This window comes from Halomonas llamarensis (genome assembly GCF_023555005.1).
GTDB classification, from domain to species: domain Bacteria; phylum Pseudomonadota; class Gammaproteobacteria; order Pseudomonadales; family Halomonadaceae; genus Vreelandella; species Vreelandella llamarensis.
Genome location: NZ_JAMJPJ010000020.1, coordinates 1 through 24444, shown reverse-complemented (window position 1 = coordinate 24444; position 24444 = coordinate 1). Strand labels below are relative to the sequence as shown.

Here is a 24444-nt window from a genome sequence, read left to right as displayed (position 1 = left end):
GACGCTTCAACCTTTTTGTGCATTTTAAAGGAGGGAGGCGGCCGCTAATAGGGATTATTTATTGCGAGGAGAGCAACATGGCATTAACCGTACTGATTATCGGCTGTGGCGATATCGGCATTACCTTAGGGCGCGAGCTGCTAGACCAAGGCCACCGCGTGATTGGCGTGCGCCGCCACGTTGAAGCGCTAGAAGGCACCGGCATTGCGCCATTGGCGTTGGATCTCGACACGCTTGATGGCGCTGACGCCAACACACTCCCCCAGGCGGACTACGTGATTTACACCGTTAGCGCCGACCACTTTGAAGAAAGCGCCTACCGCAGCGCCTACCCCGCCGGGCTCAAAAACGTCCTTAAGGTGCTTGAACAGCACAAAACCGCGCCTAAGCGCGTGTTTTTTGTCTCGTCTACCAGCGTTTACGGCCAACAAGAGGGCGAACTCGTCAACGAAGAGAGCCCGACGAAATCTACCAGTTTCTCCGGGGTATTGATGCGCGAGGCGGAACAAGCGCTGGTTGACCACCCCATTCCCGGTACGGTGGTGCGCTTTTCAGGGATTTACGGGCCGGGCCGCGACCGGTTGATCCACCAAGTGGTGGAAGGTCGGGTAGCCGCCATTACACCGACGGTTTACTCCAACCGGATTCATCGCGACGACTGTGTGGGCATTTTGACTTACTTTATCAATTGCCAAGAGCACAACCAGCCGCTGGAGGCGCTTTACCTTGCCAGCGACTGCGAACCGGCCGCGTTGCATAACGTCATGATGTGGCTTGCTTCACAGCTCAAGGTCGAGGCCACTCAGACCATGCAGTCACCGCTGCGCCGCCGCACCAGCAAGCGCTGCGATAACACACGCTTGCTGGGCACCGGTTACACCTTTCGCTACCCCAGCTACCGCGAAGGGTATGCACAGGTGCTTAAAGTCGGCGGCTTTTTAACCGCACAAAAGGCGTAATACGGGTGTTTATTATCCCAATGTAACCAGGACGCTTAGTCACCCAGCACCATGACGGCTTCGGCTTCGACCTGAGCGCCTTTGGGCAACGCTTTCACGCCGACGGCGGCGCGGGCAGGATAAGGCGAGGCGAAGAACGCCTCCATCACGCGGTTCACGATGGCGAAGTTATCCAGATCCACCAGGTAGAGGTTAAGCTTAACGACATCACCAAGCGACCCCGCCGCTTCTTCGCACACCGCCTGCAGATTGGTAAACACCTGGCGCGCCTGCGTTTCAAAGTCGTCCGAAACGAGTTCCATGGTGGCCGGGTCGAGCGGAATCTGACCTGACATATACACGGTATTACCCGCTTTCACCGCCTGGGAATACGGGCCGATGGCAGCCGGGGCTTTCTCGGTATTAATAACAGCCTTGTTACTCATAGTGAGCACTCCTTATGGATAAAAGATAAGAGGGTGTAAAAGAGATCACTTACCCAAGCGGGTGATTTTGCCCACGTTGGGGAGGTTGCGAAGTCGCTTGATAATGCGCGCGAGGTGGACGCGGCCTTTCACCGCCAAGGTGACATTGACCGTCGAGAGACGAGCGTCGCGCTCCTCAATACCAATACGCTCAATATTGGCATCGGCATCGGTCACCAAACCAGCAAGCTCTGCCACCAGACCACGACGACTTTCAATTTCGATGCGCAGCGCAACAGGGAAGTCAGCGTCGGTATCGTCTGACCATTCCAACGCGAAAAGCTTTTCCGCGTCGGTTTTACCCACCACGTTGTTGCACTCTGCGCGGTGAACCACTAGCCCTTTACCGACTGAGAGATGCCCCACCACGGCATCGCCGGGCAGCGGATGGCAGCAGCGGGCAAAGCTTGTCACCATGCCTTCACTACCGCTGATAACCATTGGCTGACTGCTATCCGATTGCGCTGGCGCGGCATGACCATCGGATAAGTCGACCATCCGTCTTGCCACTGCGTGCGCGACCCGCGTGCCAAGGCCAATCGATTCCAATAGAGCCTCTTGGTCTCTTACATCAAGCTCTTTTAACGCGCGCTCAATAACCGCAGCACCCAGCTCTTCCAGGCTGGTTTCAAAAACCGACAGTGATTTATTCAAAAGCCGACGGCCCAGCTGAATTGCCTCGGCCTCCTGTTGGTGTTTAAGCGCGTGACGAATCGCCGAACGCGCTTTCGCTGTGGTGACAAAATTGAGCCAAGCAACATTGGGGCGCGCCGCCGGTGCGGTGATGATTTCCAGCGTCTGCCCGCTTTCCAGCCGGGTAGAGAGCGGTGCCAGCTGACGGTCAATCCGGCAGGCGATGCAGTTGTTGCCAATATCGGTGTGCACGGTATAGGCAAAATCAATCACGGTTGCGCCCTGGGGAAGCTCCATGATGTCGCCTTTAGGCGTGAACACGTAGATATCGTCGGGAAAAAGATCGTTTTTAACGTGTTCGATAAATTCCAGCGAGTCGCCAGCGTGGCGCTGCATTTCCAAAAGGCCTTTCACCCAAGCGCGGGCACGGGCGCGACTGCCCTCGGCAATGGGATGCTCGGTTTGACCCGCCTTATACAGCCAGTGGGCGGCAATGCCGTTGTTGGCCATCGCCTCCATTTCGCGGGTGCGTATCTGCACTTCAATGGGCATCCCGCGAAAACCAAAAAGCGTTGTGTGCAAGCTTTGATAGCCGTTGGCCTTAGGGATCGCGATATAGTCCTTAAAACGCCCAGGCACGGGCTTATAAAGGTTATGCACCACGCCTAACATGCGGTAACAACTGGCGACGTCTTCGGTGACGATACGAAAGCCAAAAACGTCCATGATCTCGGCGAAGGGCTTACGCTGATCGCGCATTTTGCGGTAAATCGACAACAGGTGCTTTTGGCGCCCCATCACCGTACCGTTGAGCCCTTCGTCATCCAGGCTCTGCTGCAGCGACGCTTGAATCTCGCGCATAGCGCTACGCCGGTTGCCGCGCGCACTAGTCACCGCCCGCTTGATGCGCTCGGCGCGCATGGGGTAAATGGCCTGAAACGATAGGTCTTCAAGCTCGACGCGAATGGTATTAATGCCTAAACGCCCGGCAATACGCGCATAAATTTCCAGGGTTTCGCGGGCAATCCGGCGTTTTTTATCCGGCCGAAGGGCGCCTAACGTGCGCATGTTGTGCAGGCGATCCGCCAGTTTGACGATAATCACGCGGATATCCTGCGACATCGCCAGCACCATTTTCTGGAAGTTTTCCGCTTGGGCGACGGCTTTATCTTCGAAGGTGATCTGGGTGAGCTTAGAGACGCCATCGACAAGCTCGGCGACAGGCTTGCCAAACTGCGTTTCCAGCGCGGGTTTCGCCACGCTGGTATCTTCAATCACATCGTGCAGCATCGCTGCCATCAGGCTCTGATGGTCCATGTGCATATTGGCCAAGATATTGGCCACCGCCAACGGGTGGGTCACATAGGGCTCACCGGAACGGCGGCGCTGTCCATCGTGGGCTTGCTCAGCGTAATAGAAAGCGCGTTTAACCTGCTGAATCTCATCCGGAGGAAGATAGCCGCCAAGTCGATCCGCTAGGTCATCAATGGTAAACATTTACGCGCCTCTATCGCTGTAAGGTTCGCTTATCAGTCGTCTACCGGGAGGCTTGCGGCTACCGGGCGCACGCGTACCGGCGCTTCCACTGGCTCATCCAGCACGGTGTGGTCGACCAGGCCAGCGGCGATTTCGCGCAGCGCCATGACGGTGGGCTTATCGTTTTCCCAAGGCAGCAGGGCATCACGCGAACCACGCGCAAGCTGGCGCGAACGGTGAGTGGATATCATCACGAGCTTGAAACGGTTTTCAACGTGGTCTAGGCAATCTTCGATGGTAACGCGAGCCATGGGGGCCTTCCTATAATGACGGCATCGGGCCGACGCCGTCGAGATTCGCTAACGGCGCCGACCCGGCAAAAAAGAGAATTTCCAGAACCTGATAGATTACTCGACGCTAGGCGCCTGTGACAAGAGCGCATCCAGTAGCGGCGCGTGGTGTTCACGCATGGAAGCCAGCGTAATACGGCGGCTAATGACCAGCGATTTAAGCTCTTCGAGGGCCGTGGTGAAATCGTCGTTGATCACGAGATAGCCGTACTCGTCATAGTGCGACATTTCACTGACCGCATCGTGCATGCGCCGCGCAATGACCGCGTGTTCATCGGTGCCTCGACTTGCTAAGCGACGTTCTAGTTCACTGCGTGAGGGTGGCAGGATAAAAACCGACACCGCGTCGGGCATCTGCTCGCGCACCTGGCGGGCACCCTGCCAGTCGATTTCCAGGATCACGTCTTGCCCCACGTCGAGTAGCGTCTGCACGGCCTTACGCGAGGTGCCATAATAGTTATCGAACACCTTGGCATGCTCAAAAAACTCACCCCGTGCGATCATCGCCTCAAAGTCAGCCGCATCGGTAAAGTGGTAGTTGACGCCATCGACCTCACCGTCGCGCTTAGCACGGGTGGTGTGCGATACCGAGACCTGAATGCCATCCAGGCTCTCGATTAGCTCCCGAACCAAGCTGGTTTTACCTGCCCCAGACGGCGCAGAAACAACAAAAAGTGTACCTTGGGACATACGCGCTTCCCTTGTTGGCGAAGTAAACTGGTGCGATCAAAACAGTGTATGGAAAAGCCGCAGTATCGCACACCCACTGCCCCGACTGTAGCGTTTCGCCTTACCGGGAGACAACGAGGCGCCGTATAGTGAGAAACCTGGACACTGTTTGAGCTTTAACGACGTGTCTGCGCACAATACGGCTCAATTAAGCACCACGAGGTCGCCATGACGTCCGATACCATCGAACAGGCCATGCAGGCACTGACCAACGCTGACCCGGATATCGCCCGCGCTTACCCACTAGTGGGCGCGCCTTCGCCTCGCAAGCGGAATAAAGGCTTTGCGACGTTTTTCTCCACCATCGTCAGCCAGCAACTTTCCACCGAGGCCGCCCGCGCGATCATGGGCCGCGTCAATGCATTGCTGCCCGAATTGCATGCCAAAGCAGTGATAGACATCGAAGGCCAAGCGCTGCGCGATGCAGGGCTTTCCTGGCGCAAGATCGAGTACGCCAAGGGGCTTGCCGACGCAGAACTCGCTGGCACCTTTAGTGCTAATGAACTTGAACAGCTAAGCGATAACGAAGCCATCGCGGCGATTACTCAGCTACGTGGCTTTGGCCGATGGAGTGCCGAAATCTACCTGATGTTTTCGCTGCAACGCGCGGACATTTTTCCCGCCGACGACCTTGCCTTGCGGGTTGCGCTGGGCCGCCTAAAAGGCATGGACGACAAACCCACGCCTAAGCAGGCCCGTCAGTTGGTCGAACACTGGGCACCCTGGCGCAGCGTGGGTTCGCTGTTTCTTTGGCACTACTATCGCGGCGAGCCGGTTTAACTCGTTCCCATCCAGAAACTAACAACTGACTGATTTTCTGCAAATAATTCTGATAATAGATAAAAAACCTATTGGGTTTGGTATGTTTCAAGAAAAAAAAGTGGCGACCTCTATTGTTCACCACCTTCAGTTTGCTTTCGTCGATTGCCATCACTAAATCGCTTTGAAAATTCTAGACATACGCGCCAGACCAATAGAAGACCGCCCCCGCTCCCGGCGGGTAACTTTCTTCTTGATCTGGTGCCCAGGCAGCTACGACAGTATTAGCCCCGTGTTTCCCCAACACCTACAGCCCGCCTTTTAAGCCACCACTTGGTCACACAAAGTCTGCTTTAGGTCTTGCAAAGTGCAACATCCTGGCACATGCTGGAAATATCCTGACCAATCGGTCAGCCAACTGCAGCCAATGCTCCTTTAACAAGATCAACAAGAGACACGGCGATGATCGACTTCCTGCTCAACGGGCAGCCCCGCCATTGCGAGGCGAATCCCGAAACCAGTGTGCTCGAACTACTGCGCGAAACCCTTGGCAACACAGGTACCAAGGAGGGTTGCGCCTCCGGCGACTGTGGCGCTTGCACCGTGGCTATTGGCGAGACGGCCCCCGACGGCGAGCTTCACTACCATAGTGCCAATGCCTGTATTACCCCAGCCCATCAGTTGCATGGACGCCACTTAGTGACCGTGGATGGCCTCGCCGATGGCAACGATTTACACCCCGCCCAGGCTGCCATGGTCGAATGCCATGGCAGCCAGTGCGGCTTTTGCACCCCGGGCATCGTCATGTCGCTGTTCACCCTTCACGAACAGCAACGTAAGGAGCAAGACAAAACCCTGGTACCGCTGACGCCGCAGCACCTTGAGGCCGCCTTGGGGGGAAACCTCTGCCGCTGTACCGGCTACCGCCCGATCCGCGACGCTGCGCTGAGCATGAACGAGCACCCCGAGCATCGCCCGCTGTGGATGGATGCCGCCGCTCCTGTGCCGAGAACCGGGCCGACCGCGGGTGAAAGCCTTTTTGCCCAGCCGACTACGCTCGCCGAATTGGTCGAGTGCCTGGAACGCCACCCCGAGGCGCGGCTGGTTGCCGGGGCCACCGACCTTTGGCTGGAAAGCACTCAGCGGCTGGTGCGCTTCGAGCGACTGATTGATGTCACGCGCGTCGCCGAGTTGAACGTCATCGAGGAAACCACTCTCGAAGACGGCCGCAGCGGCTGGTGGATCGGCGCGGCCGTAACGTATAGCCAGATAGAGCCGCTGCTCGAAGAACATTTTGACGCCTTCGCGCATCTGCTGCACCGGCTGGGTTCCTCCCAGATTCGCAACCGGGGCACCCTGGGCGGCAACGTGGCCAATGCCTCGCCCATCGGCGACACCCCGCCGGTACTGCTGGCGCTGGGTTCGCGTTTGCGCTTGGTTGGCCCTAAAGGTGAACGCGAACTACCGCTAAGCGAGTTCTTCCTCGACTACAAACGTACCGCCCTGCAACAAGGTGAAGCGATTCGCGCTGTGTTTCTGCCCCACCCCGTCGAGGGAGAAACACTCAAGGTATGGAAGCTGTCCAAACGACGTGAGGACGATATTTCCGCCGTGCTCGGGGCCTTCGCCTGGCGCCTGGAGGATGGAATCCTACGCGACGTGCGCCTGGCCTTTGGCGGCATGGCTGGCATTCCCAAGCGTGCAGCCCAGGCCGAAGCGGCGCTTGAGGGTAAAACGCCCTCATCGGCTGCCTTCCAGACCGCACGGCTGGCGTTGTCTCAGGATTTCCAGCCGATGTCGGATGTGCGCGGCAGCGCCCATTATCGCCAGATTTCCGCCGCCAACTTGCTCGAACGCCTGCGCCTGGTGCTGATGATTGAAAGTCAGGCCCAGGACGCCACAGACAGCCCTCGGGAGGTGATGCTCCATGCGTACGCTCACTAAGCTTTCTAAGGCGCCGCTTTCCAAGGCGCCCGATGCCACGCCTGAAACCGCGCCAGCATCCAACCAAGAAGCCACCGCCGACGTAAGCGCCGAGTCGACGACGGCCCGTCACGAACTCGATGGTCGCATCAAGGGCGACGGCCCCTTGGCGCGCGACACGCTTCCTTATACTCCTACTCACCCGCACTCCCAGGCTCATGAGAGCGCGGTCAAGCATGTCACCGGCCGGGCCGCCTACATCGACGACCTGAGCGCCCCGGCTAACACGCTGCACGTGGCCCTGGGCCTCTCTCCCGTCGCCCATGGCCGCCTGACTCGCCTCGACCTGGACAAAGTCCGCACCATGCCCGGAGTCGTGGATGTCATCGCCGTGGGCGATGTGCCCGGCCATACCGATATCGGCCCGGTCTTTCCCGGCGACCCCATCTTCGTCGAAGAAGAGATCAGCTACGTCGGTCAGGTTATCTTCGCCGTGGCTGCCGAGAATCATCGCGCCGCGCGGGAAGCCGTACAGGCGGCAGTCGTGGAGATCGACGAGCAGCCTGCATGCCTTGATCCAGTCGCCGCCGCCGAGCGGGAAGAGTTCGTGCGCCCCAGCCATGTTCAGCAGAGCGGTGACTGGGAGCAAGCGCTGAAGGACGCCTCGTTTGTCGTGGAAGACGAGCAGTTCGTCGGCGGCCAGGAGCATTTCTACCTGGAAGGCCAGGCCTGCCTGGTGCAGCCCACGGAAGACGAGGGCGTGGTGGTCTTTACCTCCAATCAGCACCCCAGCGAAACCCAGAAACTGGTAGCCGAGGTACTGGGCATCCCATTTCATGCGGTGACCGTAGAAGTGCGCCGCATGGGCGGCGGCTTCGGCGGCAAGGAAACCCAGGCTTCGCCCTGGGCCTGCATCGCCGCACTTTTCGCCCGGCGCACCGGCCGCGCCACCCGCGTGCGTCTGCCGCGTGGCGACGACATGCGTGCCACCGGCAAGCGCCACCCCTTCCATAACCGCTACCGGCTGGGTGTCGACGAACAGGGCGTGATTCAGGGCGGCGAGATCACCGTGATCGGCGACTGCGGCTACTCGCCGGATCTCTCGGACGCCATCGTCGACCGCGCCATGTTCCACAGCGACAACGCCTATTCGCTGGGCGATGCCCGGGTGACCGGCCACCGGGCTCGCACCCATACCGCATCGAACACCGCCTTTCGCGGCTTCGGCGGCCCCCAGGGCATGATGGTGATTGAGGCAGCCATGGACGACATCGCCCGGCGCATCGGCGAGGACCCGCTGACGGTACGCAAGCGCAACTTCTACCGCACCGACCACCAAACGACCCGCCGTGATATCACTCACTATGGCCAGCAGGTGGACCAGATCGGCCTGTTGCATGATCTGGTCGAACAACTTGAGACCAGCAGCGATTACTGGGAGCGGCGCCGTGCGATCACCGAATTCAACGCCGAGAGTCCCATCATCAAGAGAGGCCTGGCGCTGACGCCGGTGAAGTTCGGTATTTCCTTTACCGCCAAGCACCTCAATCAGGCCGGCGCGCTGTTGCATGTCTATACCGACGGCAGCGTGATGATCAACCACGGCGGCACCGAGATGGGCCAGGGCCTGCACACCAAGATCTGTCAGGTGGCCGCCCGTGAGCTGGGCCTGGATACCGAAGAAGTCCGCATTACCGCCACGCGCACCGACAAGGTGCCCAACACCTCGCCCACCGCGGCTTCCAGTGGCGCCGACCTCAATGGCCAGGCAGCACGTGACGCCTGCATGAAGCTTAAGCAGCGGCTGTTCGATTTTGCCCATGAGCATCTCTATCAGGATCAAGGGCTCGACCGTGAAGACATGCGCCTGGAGGCTGGGCACCTGGTGGCAGGGTACGGCGAGAGCGAGCGCCGCATCCCCTGGGGCGAGCTGATCCAGGCTGCCTACCTGAATCGCACCTCACTTTCGGAGAAGGGCTTCTACGCCACGCCGCTGATCCACTACGATCGCAACGTCGGTCAGGGCCGCCCCTTCTATTACTTTGCCTACGGCGCCGCCGTGGCGGAAGTCAGCGTCGACACGCTCAGCGGTGAGTATCAGGTCGACCGTGTGGACATACTTCACGATGTCGGCGACTCGCTGAATCCGGCCATCGACATTGGCCAAGTGGAGGGCGGCTTCATCCAGGGGATGGGCTGGCTAACCAGCGAAGAGCTAAAGTGGAACGATGCCGGGCGGCTGATCTCCGACGGCCCGGCTACCTACAAGATTCCCACCTACGGCGACCTGCCACCGGTGTTCAACGTCAAGCTGCTGGAGGGCCACCCCAACTCCATGGCCAGCATCTATCGCTCCAAGGCCGTGGGCGAACCTCCTTTCATGCTCGGCATGGCGGTGTGGTCCGCGCTGCGCGACGCCCTGGCGAGTCTTGCCGACTACGCCGAGGCACCGCGACTCGATACACCGGCTACCCCGGAACGCGTGCTAATGGCAGCTGAGGCCCTACGTGCCCAATACGGTTCCCAGCACGATGCCTGGCACGATACGCGTCCGCTGGAAAAAGGTGGCGAGTGATGAAAACTCAGCGCCCCGAAAGCTGGCATGAAGCCCTGCACCGCTTGCAGCGGGACGGCTTGCCCCATGCGCTGGCGACCGTGGTGACCAGTGCTGGCTCCACGCCCCGAGAGCCAGGCGCTCGCATGGTGATCACGGCGGACGCCGTCTGCGACACCCTGGGCGGCGGCACCTTCGAATTCCAGGTCATCGACGCGGCCCGGGAGCGACTAGCGAGCGGAGAGCTTGGCATGAGTCTCGAAGCCTTTGCCCTGGGCGGGCGCAGCGGGCAATGCTGCGGCGGCTTCGTCAACGTATTGCTAGAGATCTTCCCCGGCAGTGCGGCGACGTTAGCCCTCTTCGGCGCCGGCCACGTGGGTAGCGAGATCGTCCGTCTGGCCGCCCCATTGCCCTGGCAGGTGCTATGGCACGACAGCCGCCAAGGCGTATTTCCCGACTGGGCTGAGGCGCAGCCGCGCCTAACCTGTCGCCACACAGCTGGCCTTAGAGCCGCCGTGGCCGCCCTGCCTGCGAATAGCCACGCGCTGGTGCTGACTCACGACCACGCCGAAGACCGCGAACTGGTGGATGCCCTGCTGCACCGTAACGACATGGCCTCAATCGGCCTGATCGGATCACACAGCAAATGGGCCAGCTTTCGTTCGCGACTGAGCGATGCCGGGCATGACGAAGCGGCGCTAACCAGGGTGCGCTGCCCCATCGGCATGGCCAGCGGAGGCACAGGCGGCGACAAGACGCCCTATGCCATAGCGCTTGCCGCCATGGCCGAGCTGCTGCCGCTTATGGGAAGCGCCGAGCGCGCCGACCGGCGCGGCCTCGATCCAGGCGAACTCCGTGCCCTATTTGGCCAGCACCCTTCATAAGCATACGCCGTAGCCCTTTATAAACATGCGTCGTACTACTGAAAAAGAAGAGCCCTATCATGACGACTAACGACTCGCGCGTGATTCGCGCCGAACTGCTGAGCTTCGATGCCGACCCCGGCGAGGGCGATAGCCCAGCAGAGGGCAGTGTTCGCCATATTAAAGACGCTGCCCTGTGGATCGAAGATGGCCGCATCCGCGCCATCGATGACTATGCGCGACTCGAACCCAGCCTGCCCACGGGCATCAATGTCATCGACCACCGTGGCAAGCTGCTGATGCCCGGCTTCATCGACAGCCACGTGCATTACGTCCAGCTCGAGATCATGGCCTCCTACGGGCGCCAGTTGCTCGACTGGCTCAACGACTACACCTTTCCTGAAGAGTGTCGTTTCGCCCAGTACGAGCATGCCCTGGCACTCTCTGATGCTTTTCTCGATGAGATGCTGCGGGTCGGCACCACCACGGCCCAGGTGTTCTGCTCCAGCCACCCCGCTTCCGTGGATGCCTTCTTCACCGCCAGCCGCAAGCGCGATTTACGCATGCTGGCTGGAAAGGTTCACATGAATCGCCACGCCCCCGAGGCGCTCTGCGATGACACCCAGGGCGGCATCCGCGACGCCGAGCGGCTGATCAGCGACTGGCACGGCACGCGCCGGCTCGGCTACAGCCTGACGCCGCGCTTCGCCCCCACCTCGACCCGAGAGCAGCTCGACGCGACGGGCGGACTGTTGCGCAATGACCCGAGTTTGTGGCTGCAGACCCACCTGTCTGAAAACACCGGCGAGCTGGACTGGGTGGCCGCGCTATTCCCCGAGAGCCGCGACTACCTGGAAGTCTACGAGCAGTCCGGGCTAGTGGGGCCACGCAGCACCTTTGCCCACGGCATTCATCTTGACCAGGGGATGCGCCGCCGACTGGCTGAGCGGGGCGCCAACCTGGCCTTCTGTCCCAGCTCCAACCTGTTCCTCGGCAGCGGCCTGTTCGACCGCCACGCCGCACGCGACGTCGGTCTCAACGTGACCTATGCCAGCGACATCGGCGGTGGCACCGACCTTTCGGGGCTGGCGACCCTCAAGGCCGCCTACCAAGTTGGGCAACTGCGTGGTCAGCCGCTGACGGCTTGGCAAGGGTTTTACGGCCTGACACTCGGCAATGCGCGTGCCTTGTCGCTGGATAGCGAGATCGGCCGCCTGGCGCCCGGTATGGAGGCCGACTTCGTGGTACTCGACCCTGATGCCACACCGCTGCTGTCACGACGTCATGCACGCTGCCGCACCCTTGGCGAGCGTCTGTTCGCGCTGATGATGCTCGGCGATGACCGCAGCGTCCTCGAAACTTGGGCGGGTGGCAGACGTCAGCACACCCGGGACTGACCACTTGGCCAACTAGGCGGCCAACCACGATTCTCTACAACGATCTCCAACAACGATCTCCAACAACAATAGGATCATCGATATGGAACCGAACTCCTCCTCCCTTGCCGACAAGAGCACCGCACGGCCTGATGAACAGGCCGCCCCGCCCGCCAACTGGCTGGACCACTATTTCGGCGTAACGCGGCGCGGCTCGTCGCTGCGCATTGAAATCCTCGCCGGGATCGCCACCTTCCTGGCCTCCATGTACATCATCGTGGTCAACCCGGCGATTCTCAGCGATGCTGGCATTCCCTTCTCCGCCGCCCTATCGGCCACGGTGCTGATCAGTTTCATGAGCAGCCTGGCCATGGGGCTCTATGCCCGTAACCCGATCCTGGTCGCCCCGGGCATGGGCATGAACGCCCTGTTCACCTATACCCTGGTACAGGGCGCGGGGCTCTCTTGGGAAGTGGCGCTAGGCTGCGTGTTCTGGTCCGGGGTGCTGTTCGCCATCCTGGCTATGTTCAACGTCCGCAAGGCAATCATCGAGGCCATTCCCCCCTCGCTGCGCTATGCGATCACCTGCGGCATTGGCCTGTTCATCACCTTCATCGGCTTCAAGAATGCCGGCTTCATCATCGGCAGCGACGCCACCCTGGTCACGCTGGGCAATATGGATGCCAGCATGGTGACCTTCTTCATCGGCATGATGGCAACGGCAATCATGGTCATCCTGCGCTTCAACGGGGCACTGATCCTGGGTATCGCCCTGACCACCCTGCTGGCAACGCCCATGGGGCGGCTATGGGGTGGTGACGTAGTCGTGGAATGGAGCGGCCTGGCGGCCTGGCCGGACTTCAGCGCGGTGATGCAGGTAGACATCTGGGGAGCGCTGACGGTCGCCTATCTGCCGTTCATCTTCGTGATGCTGTTCACCAACTTCTTCGATGCCTTGTCGTGCTTCATGGCGCTCTCCGAGTCGGCCGACCTCAAGGACAAGGACGGCAACCCCCGCAACCTCAAGCGCTCAATGACCGTCGATGCCTTTGCCTCGATGATCGCGGCGCCATTGGGTACCAGTGCGGCCCAGACCTTTATCGAATCCGGCGCCGGCGTTGCCCAGGGCGGGCGGACCGGCTTGGTGGCGGTGACCATCGCCCTGCTGTTTCTACCCTTCCTATTCCTGTCGCCGCTGCTCTCGCTGGTGCCGGGTATCGCCACCGCACCGGCGCTGGTGCTGGTGGGACTGTTCATGCTGGCGCCGATCAGCAAGATCGAGTGGACGAAATTCGACCAAGCCTTCCCGGCTTTTCTGGCCATCATCCTGATGCCGCTGACCTACTCGATCACCCTGGGTATCGCCTTTGGTTTCCTCAGCTTCGTGCTGATTAAGCTCTTCACCGGCAACATCCAGGAGATCAAGCCGGCCATGTGGGTCTCGGCGGCTCTCAGCGTGGTGATGCTGGTCACCACGCACTAAAGGCAAGGTTACGGTCAGGCAGCCCAGGCTCCCTTGCCCCCAGGATTGAGCTCGTTGACAAAACTACGGTCTATATTGAGCGACTAGGGAGGCAGATACTGAAAGCGACTGAGGGACGAGAAGCCCGTACCGAAGTCATCAATAGCGATCTGGAAGTTTTGCTCGTGGAGTCTTTTCAACAGTGTTTCCATCTCGATCGGGTCTGTCATTAAAACGCTTTCCGTAATCTCCAGGGTTACCCAGGCTGGGTCCATATAGGGCCGAACCAGGGTGGAAACCTGTTCGGGTAAAGCTGGTGAAGGCTGACATTGAAGGCCATGTGAGGCTATGGTCGGCATCTGTCGAAAGCTCACGACCTGGACTAGAGTGAGTTGGTGAGCCAACTTGATTACAAGAACGAATGGGCAAGACGGCAATTCGTCCAGATCGACCTGGTACCCCAGCTCGAAACGCTGTCATGGCTGCGGCTTTGTGGTCGAACCCTTGCCACTAGATGTTCGCACCTGAGATTGCCCGGACTGCTGCACCCGATGCATTGACCGGGATGTGAACGCCGCTCGCAACATTTTACAAGCCGGTACCGCGCTGTTGGTCGGTGCCGAGAGTTGAGGTAATACTGAGGGGCTCTTCTTTACAGCAAAATGTATGCCTGGGATGTTTGTGTAAGACTGGCGACGCCAAGGCATTGAGGCTACGGACAACGAAGCAGGAACCTGGGAGGCGACAACCTGGAAATCCCCCTCTACAAGCACGTTAGTGTTGAAGGTGGAAGAGGATGTCAAAGAAGACGTTCAGCGTTGCTTCCATTTCTAGGGTCGAGCTAAACTGACTGGATGCGTGCTTCTGGACTTAGCATCAATTAGCCCAGCTCGACAGTCCGGTTTCCAACAGGTCTGTATTTTTTGTTGGTTAGCGTAAATAGGAGGGGGTGATAATTTGTGCTGGTTCACGGCGGCAGATCACTCGCCCATAGCGAATGGAAAGTAGTACATCACCCTGACGGCGTAGTACCTCATAGTCATCCTCCCCATCCAGGAGAATACAATTGGCTGGTTTCCCAACAGCTATGCCGTAATCATTCTCAATACCCAGGGTGCGGGCAGAATGATCAGTGAGAAAGTCCAAGGATCGACTAAAATCGGCATACCCCATCATCTGACATATATGTAAGCCGAAATCTAAAGTTCTCAAGAGTCTTCCATTTCCCAAGGAGTACCAAGGATCGTTGACCGAGTCTTCAGCGAAACAAACATTGATGCCCGCAGCGTCCAACTCTTTAACTCGAGTGAGACCGCGTCGCTTAGGGTAGGTATCGAAACGCCCTTGTAGGTGGATACTTTCCGTAGGACAGGAAATGAAATTGATATCAGAAGCTTTCAAAAGCCGAAATAGTTTTGAGCAATAAGCGTTGTCGTATGAGTGCATTGCTGTGGTATGGCTGGCGGTCACTCGACTTCCCATGTCCGCGAAAAGTGCTTCTGCAGCCAGCACCTCCAGAAAGCGCGAATTAGGGTCGTCGATTTCATCGCAGTGAACATCCACTAAGCGATCATGTGTTCTTGCTAGGTGGATCACTTTCTTGAGAGAGGAATCCCCCATTTCACGGGTATACTCGAAGTGAGGAATTGCTCCTATTACATCTGCTCCTACCTCAATTGCCTCTTCCATTAACGCCAATCCATTGGGATATGAAAGAATGCCCTCCTGAGGGAAAGCTACTACCTGAATCTGTAATTTGTCGCTCAGCTCGTCTCGTAGCTCGCACAGAGTCTTAAGACCAATTAAGCTGGGGTCGCTGACGTCAGCATGGGTACGTACATGCTGCACTCCGTTGCTGACAAGTAACTCCAACGTTGCTAATGCTCGACCTTTAATATCTTCTTGGTTAAGCATGGACTTGCGTTCAGCCCAGCACTCAATCCCTTCGAACAAAGTACCGCTCTCGTTCCAGCGCGGCTCCCCTGCAGTCATGGCGGCATCGAGATGGATATGCGGTTCTATGAAGGGGGTGCACAGAAGGTGACCCTCCGCATCAATCTCATCATCTCCAACCATCTCGCGACCAGCCTGAATATTAATATCAACAAAAAATTCATTTTTGATATGCACTGAATGGAGGCCTGGCTGATTACGCAGCCTAGCGTTTACAATTTTCATAAAGACTTCTCACTACTTGGTACATAGGTGGAAAAATAACTCACCAGCGTGTGGCTTGCGATTTAATCAGCTTTATTTACTTCCGCCACTTCAATGACAGTACTGCGAAAACATGCGATCAAGAGAGCGTAGCTTAGCACCGCGACACCGATGCCAACTAACGGGGGCAAGACTGGCGACAGATAAGCTGCGACCGAACCCAAAAAATAAGCTGTCAAACCCAACCAGTTAAAGTTTGGCAACCGTACATTAGCCATAGCTGGATATTTGCCTCGGTGGAAAATCCAAAAGTCTGCCATTATTACGCCGCCGAAAGGTGGAATGAAGGTGCCAAGCAATACTAAAAAGGGAATTAGCATGTTATACATACCAAAGACTGCTAGAAAAGTACCGATGGCAGCACCGATAAGAGTTACCAAACGCCGCCGACGAGTTCTGACTAAGTTGCAGCCGGCTACCGCGAAGTTATATATGGTATTATCTTGAGTGGTCCAGATATTGAGAAATAGCATCAACACTGCCAACACCACGAACCCTTGGGCTAGCATGATATCTACGATGTCAGCCTGTTGATATATTAGAGCCCCTAAGGCTCCAGTAATTACCATCAAACCGTTGCCTACAAAGAAAGCTAGCATGGTAGCGATAACAGCGACACGAGGAGAGTGTGCGAAACGACTCCAATTGGTGGCTTGTGTCCCACCGCTTACAAAGGTACCAATAATTACGGTGACCGCTGCAGCAAAGGTCATCTCCTCAGTGGGAGACTGGCCTATCAAACCAGACAAACCACCAACATCAGATAGACCAGTAAAAAGACTTATTAGGATAAATAACAACATAGCAGGTACAGCGAAACGTGAGAGCCAATCGAGACCTCGATACCCCACCATGGCAGTAAGACAAAAAGCAATCCCAAAGAACACCATCAGAGGGGTCTCTGACCAAGCAGGCAGGCCAGTTGTCTTGACAAGCACAATTGCAATAGTAGCAGTACCCCATGCGTACCAGCCAATCTGGGTGAAGCCCAACAACATGTCTGAAAGTTTGCTGCCAACCTCTCCAAAACAAAAGCGACCCATGAGCACAGAGTTAAGGCCACTCTTACAGGCAATATAAGCCAAGGCTGAAGCATAGCTACCTAATAGAATATTGCCGACCAAGATTATCCATAATAAATCTTGCAATTCAAAGGCAATACCAAGGCTGCCACCTGCCCACATAGTGGCCGTAAAAAATGTGAAACCTAAGAGAACAACTGATGTTGACAGTAACCCTTTACGCGAATCCCAAGGAACTTCGCTAAGAGGATAGTCTGTAGTTTTCATAAATTTTCCTTATTGTTTATGTTATATGGATGAGTACTTCTTAAACTTAAAAGGATAATTAATTATTTTAATTATTAAAATAACACCCAGTCCAACTTCTTTAATTTTTCAACTTATGTTAAAAATCTTAATAAATAAATATAAAATATATTAACCCTACGTAAGTAATTAGTTAACCAAAACCCTCAAGCTAGCGGAACCTGTCAACCTGATTCGGATAGATCTTTAAAAATTAATGTCGATTTAGTGGCGGTATCGCTTGCCCCCGACAGCGTTGGGAAATTCACCACGCTGTCGGGGGCCGGGTCGTCGTCATCAGGCTGTACCGGATTGATCGAGACACTGTCCCCGGTGGCATCGCCACCACGGGGCGGCCGCGCATGACCCCCTCAGGGTGCGCCTCGAAGCTGTTATCAAGCGCTTATTGGCGGAGCTCCGCAAGCTCGCGATAACGGCCGGTAAAGCCCTGCTCCGGCGTGAAGCCAGCCAGCCCGCTTTTATGGCGCTGCCGGTTGTACCAGTCAACATAGGCGTTGTACCACTGCCAGGCATGGGTAATGATCTCAAAGCGCTTAGGGTAATCAGGCTGGTACTTGATGGTCTTGAACTGGCTTTCGCTGAAGGGGTTGTCATTACTGACCCGCGGCCGCCTATGAATGTGTTGATGCCCCATGTCCAAGCTTCATCGGCGGTCGTTGCCGTGGTACGTGGCACCGCATGGTGTTGAGGCGCACGCTGAGGGCGACGGTCACCGCTTTCCTTGGCGTCTCGCAGCTGCCGATACCAGGTGCTGAGCGAACCGAGATAGATCCCTTGCTGCAACAGGTCGTGGTAGATCTCATAAACCGGCTGATCCCGATAGGGCTCGCTGTGCGCTCATGGCGCCGCTGTCGCCAGGCATATACCGTGCTACGGTTGATAACCCAGGGCGCGGCAAGCCTGGGTCAACGGAAGGCGCGCCAGTAAGGGCTGAATGTCTTGCGAGACGCAGGGTTCGACAGCAATACCGCAGCAAGCCGCCGTTTAATAGCACGAGTAGCCCTACCAGGTAAGACTAGTTACCGGTAGGGCAAGGCACCTACTTTAGGGTGGGAATTACTTTAATAAGCTAGTCGGGTTAACGCTTTCCAGGCTAAAAGCATCAGCTACAGCTTGATAGGCAATCTGACCATCATGGACGTTGAGTCCAGGCAAGAAGTGATGGTCATCGGCTAATGCTTTCTGCCATCCTTTGTCGGCCAGTGCAATAATGTATGGAAGAGTTGCGTTAGTCAGCGCTTGAGTAGAAGTGCGTGCCACTGCGCCAGGCATATTAGCCACGCAGTAGTGAACGACTTCATCGACTATGTAAGTTGGGGAAGCATGGGTAGTCGGCTTGCTAGTCTCGAAACAACCACCTTGGTCAATAGCCACATCGACTAGTACGCTGCCCGGCTTCATGTCAGCAAGCATCCGACGAGTGATAAGCTTAGGTGCAGCAGCACCAGGAATAAGAACAGCACCTACGATGAGGTCAGATTCACGCACTGCATCATCAATTGCATCAGCAGTCGAGTAAACCGTTTTCATCCTTCCCTGATAACGGTCATCAAGCACTTCCAATCGTGAAATAGACCTATCTAGTACAGTCACCTCAGCGCCCAAACCAAGCGCCATGCGAGCAGCATTTTCGCCCACTACACCACCGCCAATCACAGCAACTTTTGCTGGAGCAACACCTGGAACTCCTGGTAACAGTACACCGGAACCGCCTTGAGCCTTCTCCAGGCTGTGTGCACCTGCTTGAATGGCCATTCGCCCAGCAACAGTACTCATTGGTGCTAAAAGCGGTAAACCACCCTGGCGATCGGTGATCGTTTCATAAGCAATACAGGTGGCACCACTATTTATAAGACCTTGAGTCAGAGTCTCCTCAGCCGCTAAGTGGAGGTAAGTAAAAATGGTTTGGCCTGATTTAAGGCGATCAACCTCTTCGGGTTGCGGCTCTTTAACTTTAAGGATTAATTCAGCCGTATCCCATAATTTAGCCACGTCCGCCTCAATACGAGCACCGGAGGCTTCATACGCGGCGTCAACAAAACCAGCTCCCTCCCCAGCGCCAGCTTGCACATTGACCGTATGACCACGGCTAACCAGCTCGCGAGCACCGGTAGGTGTTAGGGCAACACGATACTCGTGGTTCTTGATTTCCTTAGGAATAGCAATCTGCATGACATTGTCTCTTGTTAGGGTATTCAGTGCATGACACAAAGGTCATGCACTTTTATTGATGGTCTCGGGATGTCTAGGACGGGAAAGAGAATTGTGCCCCTTCACGTACCCCCGCAGACGGCCAACGCTGAGTAATCGTCTTGCGCCGCGTATAAAAACGCACCGCATCAGGACCATAAGCGGATAGATCGCCAAACAGCGAGCGCTTCCAGCCACCAAAACTATGGTAGGAAACCGGCACCGGAAGCGGTACGTTAATGCCTACCATCCCCACTTGGATACGGTCGCTGAAATAACGCGCCGCTTCCCCGTCACGTGTATAGATGCAGGTGCCGTTGCCGTATTCGTGATCGTCGATCAACTTCATAGCCTCATCCATGGAGCCTGCGCGTACGACTAATAGCACCGGGCCAAAGATCTCTTCTTGGTAACAGGTCATCTCAGGGGTTACTTGGTCGATCAGGGTACCGCCCACATAGAAACCATTATCATGTCCGGGCACTTGAATACCGCGCCCATCGACCACGATCTGGGCGCCCTGCTGTTCGGCACTGTCGATATAGCCGCAGACCTTCTCCTGGTGTGCCTTGGTGATCACCGGGCCGAAGTCATTATTCTTATCGGAGAAGGGACCGACCTTGAGCGACTTCATCTGTTCCTGCATTTTGGCGATCAAAGTGTCGGCGGCCTCGTCACCCACGGCCACTGCCACGGAGAGTGCCATACAGCGTTCACCCGACGAGCCGAAAGCCGCCCCATTCAGGGAGTTGACTACATTGTCCATATCGGCATCCGGCATGACGATGGCGTGATTCTTGGCGCCGCCCAGAGCCTGGCAGCGCTTGCCATTAGCACTTGCCCGGGAATAAATGTATTCGGCGATCGGGGTAGAGCCGACGAAGCTGACGGCCTGCACGCACGGGTCGTCGAGTAGAGTGTCAACGGCTTCCTTGTCACCATTGACCACATTGAGCACACCGGCGGGTAGACCGGCTTCCTGGGCCAGTTCAGCGATGTAGAGGGCGGAGGTGGGGTCACGCTCGGAGGGTTTGAGAACAAAAGTGTTGCCGCAGACGATGGCCATGGGATACATCCACAGCGGCACCATAGCGGGGAAATTGAACGGCGTGATGCCTGCCACTACGCCTAGGGACTGGAACTCGCTCCAGGAGTCGATGCTGGGGCCAGTATTCTTGCTGTGCTCGCCCTTAAGCAGTTCCGGGGCGTAGCAGGCATACTCCACGTTCTCGATACCACGGGCTAGCTCGCCCCGTGCATCATGCACGATCTTACCGTGTTCCTGGCCGATCAACCGGGCAATCTCGTCGGCATGATCCTCCAGCAGCTGTTTGAAGCGGAACATGATCCGGGCGCGCTTGGCGGGCGGCGTATCACGCCAGGCCGGATAGGCGGCCTGAGCGGCGGCAACGGCTTCCTCGACGGTGGCTTTACTAGCCAAGCTCACTTGACCGGCAGCTTCGCCTACAGACGGGTTAAAGATTTCTTGAGTACGCTCTGCGCGGTCAACACGCATACCGTTAATAAGATGACCAAGTGTTTTCATTAGTTACCTCTCGTTTTATTTTTTGGGGTAATTGTTTTTAGTTCATTTCACTGATGGCATCGCCAATCACATTGATGACGCTATCAATTTCCTCGCGCTCAACAATGAAAGGCAAACCAAGCTGGATAGTGTCGCCGCCATAGCGTACGTAGAAGCCTTTCTCCCAGCATTTCATGGCGACCTCGTAGGGCCTGCGGGCCGGTTCACCGGGATAGGGTTCAATCTGTAGGGCACCGGCAAGTCCATAGTTGCGTATATCGTTGATATAGCGAGTGCCTTTTAAGCTATGAAGTGCTTCTTCGAAAATTGGGCTCATATCACGCACTCGATCGATGAGGCGCTCCTGCTCAAGTATGTCCAAGGTGGCCAAAGCTGCAACACAAGCGACCGGGTGCCCTGAATAGGTATAACCATGAGGCAACTCAAGCATGTAGTCCGCTCCCCCCTGCTCCATGAAGGTGTGATAGATCTCGTTTTTAACAATCACTCCCCCCATAGGTACTGCACCATTTGTCAGTTGCTTGGCGAAATTCATAATATCTGGGGTAACGCCAAATTCTTCGGCTCCGGTCATGGATCCCATGCGCCCAAAAGCAGTGATGACCTCATCAAAGATCAATAGGATATCGTGTTGATCGCAGATCTCGCGCAGCCGCTTTAAATAGCCTTTGGGCGGTGGAATAACACCTGCAGAACCGGCCAGTGGCTCAACAATCACAGCAGCGATATTAGAAGCGTCATGTAAGGCGATCAGTTCTAGCAGCTCATTCGCACGTTCGGCGCCATTCTCCGGCATGCCCTTAGTAAAGGCATTCTCTGGGATAAGCGTATGTGGAAGATGATCAGCGTCGACACCTTGCCCATATAAAGCTCGGTTGGCACCGATACCGCCTACGCTGAAGCCACCGAAATTAACACCGTGATAGCCTTTGGCACGACCGATCAGCTTGGTCTTGGAGGGCTTGCCCTTTTTTCGCCAGTAGGCACGAGCAATTTTCAAAGAGGTATCGGCACTTTCGGAACCGGAACCAGTGAAGAAGGTGTAATCCAGGCCTTCCGGTGTAAGCTCACGCAAGCGGTGAGCAAGCTCGAATGCCTTGGGGTGCCCGAACTGAAAAGCAGGTGCGTAATCGAGTTCGCGCAGCTGCCTGCTAACTGCATCGGCTATCTCGGGTCGGGAGTGCCCTGCCCCACAGGTCCAAAGCCCTGAGAGACCATCAAAAATTTGCCGACCTTCAGAATCAGTCAAATAGCTGCCCTTAGCCCCAACGATAATCCGAGGATCTCTTTTAAACTGGCGATTGCCGGTGTAAGGCATCCAGTATGCATCAAGCTGCTCAGAACTGAGCCCGGCAGCATAGGGAAATTCTTGAGCTGACATTGGGTTACTCCTTATTGTTCTTACCATTGATAAAGGCTTCTAGTTCAAGGTTAGATCTGACTTTCAATCAGTTAAATAAAAAGTTGTTTAATTTCATGTAAGCATTTGGTTAACTTTAACCTGCAAACAGAATCTGGCAGAAATACGAAATCTAAAGGGAAAATAGTGGAGATACCCATGACATACCGTAAAGCCACACCAATGGGTCAGCCCGGCGACTCCGACCTCCGTTTATTGAGAATCTATCGTAAAGTTGTGGAGTGTGGTGGCTTCTCAGCGGCCGAGGTAGAATTAGGAATAAGCCGAGCAGCTATAAGCATGGCGATGAGCGATCTAGAAACACGCCTTGGTCTTCGCCTCTGTCAGCGAGGACGAAGTGGTTTTGCACTGACCAGCGAGGGTGCCGAGGTATATGAATTGGCGTTACAGTTGCTGGCTGCAACGGAGGGTTTCCGTACGCAAGTCAATGGGTTACACGCACAACTTAAAGGTGAGCTCAATATTGGCATTACTGACAATCTAGTAACTATGCCCGAGATGCACATTACGCATGCTCTCAGTGCGCTCAAAGAACGCGGACCTGATGTACGCATCAATATCCGCATGATTCCACCCAGTGATATTGAGCTGGCAGTACTCGATGGACGCCTTCACACCGGAGTGACACCCGATCTCAAAACCCTGCCCGGACTCGATTACCTCGCGCTTTATGAGGAAGCATCGCAGCTCTATTGCGCAGCCAATCATCCGCTATTGGAAGTAAAAAATATCACCAGAGTCATACTAGCTAGCTATGACGCGGTTGTTCCTGCCTATGCCCAAACTCCGGAAATCAAAGCAGTACACGAGCCACTTAAAGCCTCCGCCTCAGCCACTGATCGTGAGGGAGTCGCTTTTTTAATTCTCTCTGGCCGTTATATCGGCTACCTCCCTACCCATTACGCTGAGAGGTGGGTTCGTAATGGCCAAATAAAAGCGGTTGCCCCCCAAAAATGGCACTATTTAACACGATATAGTGCCATTACACGCAAGGGTGGGCTACCCAACTTGGTGCTAGAAAGCTATCTGGCAGAACTTAATCAGTTAATTAAGAAAAATCAAAAATAATATTTAACACCCTTCAAAGACTTAACTAAGTCCCTTAAAAAAACCCTATAGCAATAATTTTCATACCTCCGCCCCCATCTCTTTCAGTAATAAATACAGCATTTTATCGATTTTATAACCGCACTTTGATGGTGCATATAGAAAGGTCGCGTTCCATTAAAGGGCAGTAGTAATACCCCTGAAAAATAGCAAAAAACTCCTTGACCATCCGCGTAGTTGCTTTTACCTTTACCAAAAGGTAAAAAAAATAATTACAACATCGAACAACCTAGGGGTGAAAAAAACACATGGAATTCAAATATTTAATGGCTTGACGGGATTGGTCTATCTATCGGTACCGCTGCATTCGGTCTGAGATGAGTGACCTTCCCTAGGATCAAAATTTTTTATGCCTCATTAGGCAATGATGCTTGGCAAATATAATTGTTAAGCAAACAGGCACCTTTGTGCCTAAATAAAGGCGAAAATCTTCGCTATATTTCAGGAAATTCAAAAACACAATAAAGAGGTCGCGATATGTCGAAAGAAATGAACAATAAAGTGAAGTGTGGGTTGATTCAGATGTCGCTGAAGGGTGACACCTCAATGAGCACGGATGAGATCCGCGACAAAATGATCGAAGCACATTTGCCGATGATCGATGAGGCAGCAGAACAGGGTGTTCAATTACTTTGCTTCCAAGAAGTATTCACTCAACCATATTTTTGTCCAAGCCAAGATAAAAAATGGTATGACTCAGCGGAAAAAATCCCTGAACCCGCCTCATTCATCGCGGCGGTGGTAGCGCCATTATTGAGCGCTTTACGTCTGCATGGTGGATGCGTTGAGGCTATTTAACGTCTTACCGACGCGATAGTTATGCGAGATAGGCCTTTAGTGTCCCGTTTCTATCGCGTTTTTGCATAGGTAGCCGCCATTTGCCCACGGTGTGCTCTCAGCCCTTGGCCGATGATGATGTTTACGCCGTTGAAGCCGCCGATGTCAGTCGGGAAGTGGTTGTAGTCGTCGGATGCCTGGGAGTAATCGAGGCCACCACTTGTTGGCCGCACCACTCAAGCGCATGCGGATTTGGCGGGCTTTTACTGTGAACGTGGCCGCCACTTTCAACACTTGTTCACGCAGCTTGA

General features: G+C 55.7%; 19 protein-coding genes and 2 pseudogenes. 10 read left to right on the top strand and 11 right to left on the bottom strand.

Going from position 1 to position 24444, the window contains the following annotated elements:
* Nucleotides 1-77 precede the first annotated feature (77 nt).
* Nucleotides 78-959, top strand: coding sequence for an SDR family oxidoreductase (locus M8006_RS12020; protein WP_250082505.1), 882 nt, complete (start codon nt 78-80; stop codon nt 957-959).
* 35 nt (nt 960-994) lie between these two features.
* Here the strand turns inward: M8006_RS12020 and M8006_RS12015 are convergent, their stop codons facing one another.
* From M8006_RS12015 to gmk, 4 genes are all read right to left on the bottom strand, one after another.
* Nucleotides 995-1384 (bottom strand): RidA family protein, encoded by a 390-nt coding sequence (locus M8006_RS12015; RefSeq protein ID WP_250082503.1) that lies wholly within the window; start codon nt 1382-1384, stop codon nt 995-997.
* Between the two features lie 45 nt (nt 1385-1429).
* Entirely contained in the window at nt 1430-3553 is a 2124-nt protein-coding gene (locus tag M8006_RS12010) for a RelA/SpoT family protein (protein WP_250082501.1), read from the bottom strand.
* Between the two features lie 32 nt (nt 3554-3585).
* Nucleotides 3586-3843, bottom strand: a complete 258-nt coding sequence (gene rpoZ / locus M8006_RS12005) for a DNA-directed RNA polymerase subunit omega (protein WP_250082499.1) — start codon at nt 3841-3843, stop codon at nt 3586-3588.
* Nucleotides 3844-3939: 96 nt separating this feature from the next.
* Complete coding sequence (gmk, locus tag M8006_RS12000; protein WP_250082497.1) at nt 3940-4572, bottom strand: guanylate kinase; 633 nt, start codon at nt 4570-4572, stop codon at nt 3940-3942.
* 207 nt (nt 4573-4779) lie between these two features.
* On the opposite strand from gmk, the gene M8006_RS11995 reads away from it, so the two are divergent.
* The 6 genes from M8006_RS11995 to M8006_RS11970 all read left to right on the top strand — a co-directional run bounded on the left by M8006_RS11995 (nt 4780) and on the right by M8006_RS11970 (nt 13569).
* Nucleotides 4780-5391 (top strand): DNA-3-methyladenine glycosylase family protein, encoded by a 612-nt coding sequence (locus M8006_RS11995; RefSeq protein WP_250082495.1) that lies wholly within the window; start codon nt 4780-4782, stop codon nt 5389-5391.
* A gap of 441 nt (nt 5392-5832) precedes the next feature.
* Nucleotides 5833-7314 carry a xanthine dehydrogenase small subunit gene (xdhA, locus tag M8006_RS11990; RefSeq protein ID WP_250082493.1) on the top strand — a complete coding sequence of 494 codons (1482 nt, stop codon included), beginning with the start codon at nt 5833-5835 and terminating at the stop codon, nt 7312-7314.
* Complete coding sequence (gene xdhB, locus M8006_RS11985; RefSeq protein WP_250082491.1) at nt 7298-9868, top strand: xanthine dehydrogenase molybdopterin binding subunit; 2571 nt, start codon at nt 7298-7300, stop codon at nt 9866-9868. Before xdhA ends, xdhB begins: the two co-directional genes overlap by 17 nt.
* A complete protein-coding gene (gene xdhC / locus M8006_RS11980) occupies nt 9868-10731 on the top strand; it encodes a xanthine dehydrogenase accessory protein XdhC (RefSeq protein WP_250082489.1) in 864 nt (287 codons plus the stop codon). Before xdhB ends, xdhC begins: the two co-directional genes overlap by 1 nt.
* Before the next feature lie 59 nt (nt 10732-10790).
* Nucleotides 10791-12107, top strand: a complete 1317-nt coding sequence (guaD, locus tag M8006_RS11975; protein ID WP_250082487.1) for a guanine deaminase — start codon at nt 10791-10793, stop codon at nt 12105-12107.
* An 82-nt stretch (nt 12108-12189) separates the two neighbouring features.
* A complete protein-coding gene (locus tag M8006_RS11970) occupies nt 12190-13569 on the top strand; it encodes an NCS2 family permease (protein ID WP_250082486.1) in 1380 nt (459 codons plus the stop codon).
* A gap of 83 nt (nt 13570-13652) precedes the next feature.
* Here the strand turns inward: M8006_RS11970 and M8006_RS18405 are convergent, their stop codons facing one another.
* Nucleotides 13653-13907, bottom strand: coding sequence for an EAL domain-containing protein (locus tag M8006_RS18405; protein WP_430886826.1), 255 nt, complete (start codon nt 13905-13907; stop codon nt 13653-13655).
* Between the two features lie 30 nt (nt 13908-13937).
* Here M8006_RS18405 and M8006_RS18400 point away from each other — a divergent pair.
* Nucleotides 13938-14178: pseudogene (locus M8006_RS18400) on the top strand (zinc ribbon domain-containing protein); the annotation flags it as partial.
* 300 nt (nt 14179-14478) lie between these two features.
* Here M8006_RS18400 and codA read toward each other — a convergent pair.
* The 6 genes from codA to aptA form a co-directional block, all read right to left on the bottom strand.
* Nucleotides 14479-15726, bottom strand: coding sequence for a cytosine deaminase (codA, locus tag M8006_RS11960; protein ID WP_250082484.1), 1248 nt, complete (start codon nt 15724-15726; stop codon nt 14479-14481).
* A gap of 62 nt (nt 15727-15788) precedes the next feature.
* A complete protein-coding gene (gene codB, locus M8006_RS11955) occupies nt 15789-17054 on the bottom strand; it encodes a cytosine permease (RefSeq protein WP_250082482.1) in 1266 nt (421 codons plus the stop codon).
* Nucleotides 17055-17475: 421 nt separating this feature from the next.
* Entirely contained in the window at nt 17476-17727 is a 252-nt protein-coding gene (locus tag M8006_RS11950; RefSeq protein ID WP_430886825.1) for an integrase core domain-containing protein, read from the bottom strand.
* 422 nt (nt 17728-18149) lie between these two features.
* Complete coding sequence (ald, locus tag M8006_RS11945) at nt 18150-19265, bottom strand: alanine dehydrogenase (protein ID WP_250082480.1); 1116 nt, start codon at nt 19263-19265, stop codon at nt 18150-18152.
* 73 nt (nt 19266-19338) lie between these two features.
* Nucleotides 19339-20829: a CoA-acylating methylmalonate-semialdehyde dehydrogenase gene (locus M8006_RS11940; RefSeq protein WP_250082478.1), complete on the bottom strand. Its 1491-nt coding sequence runs from the start codon at nt 20827-20829 to the stop codon at nt 19339-19341.
* Nucleotides 20830-20866: 37 nt separating this feature from the next.
* Nucleotides 20867-22210 (bottom strand): omega-aminotransferase AptA, encoded by a 1344-nt coding sequence (gene aptA, locus M8006_RS11935; protein ID WP_250082474.1) that lies wholly within the window; start codon nt 22208-22210, stop codon nt 20867-20869.
* 177 nt (nt 22211-22387) lie between these two features.
* Between aptA and M8006_RS11930 the strand changes: the two genes are divergently transcribed.
* Together M8006_RS11930 and M8006_RS11925 are read left to right on the top strand one after the other, a co-directional pair.
* Nucleotides 22388-23317, top strand: coding sequence for a LysR family transcriptional regulator (locus tag M8006_RS11930; RefSeq protein ID WP_250082473.1), 930 nt, complete (start codon nt 22388-22390; stop codon nt 23315-23317).
* A gap of 528 nt (nt 23318-23845) precedes the next feature.
* Nucleotides 23846-24073 (top strand): annotated as a pseudogene (locus M8006_RS11925) (nitrilase-related carbon-nitrogen hydrolase); the annotation flags it as partial.
* Between the last annotated feature and the right edge of the window lie 371 nt (nt 24074-24444).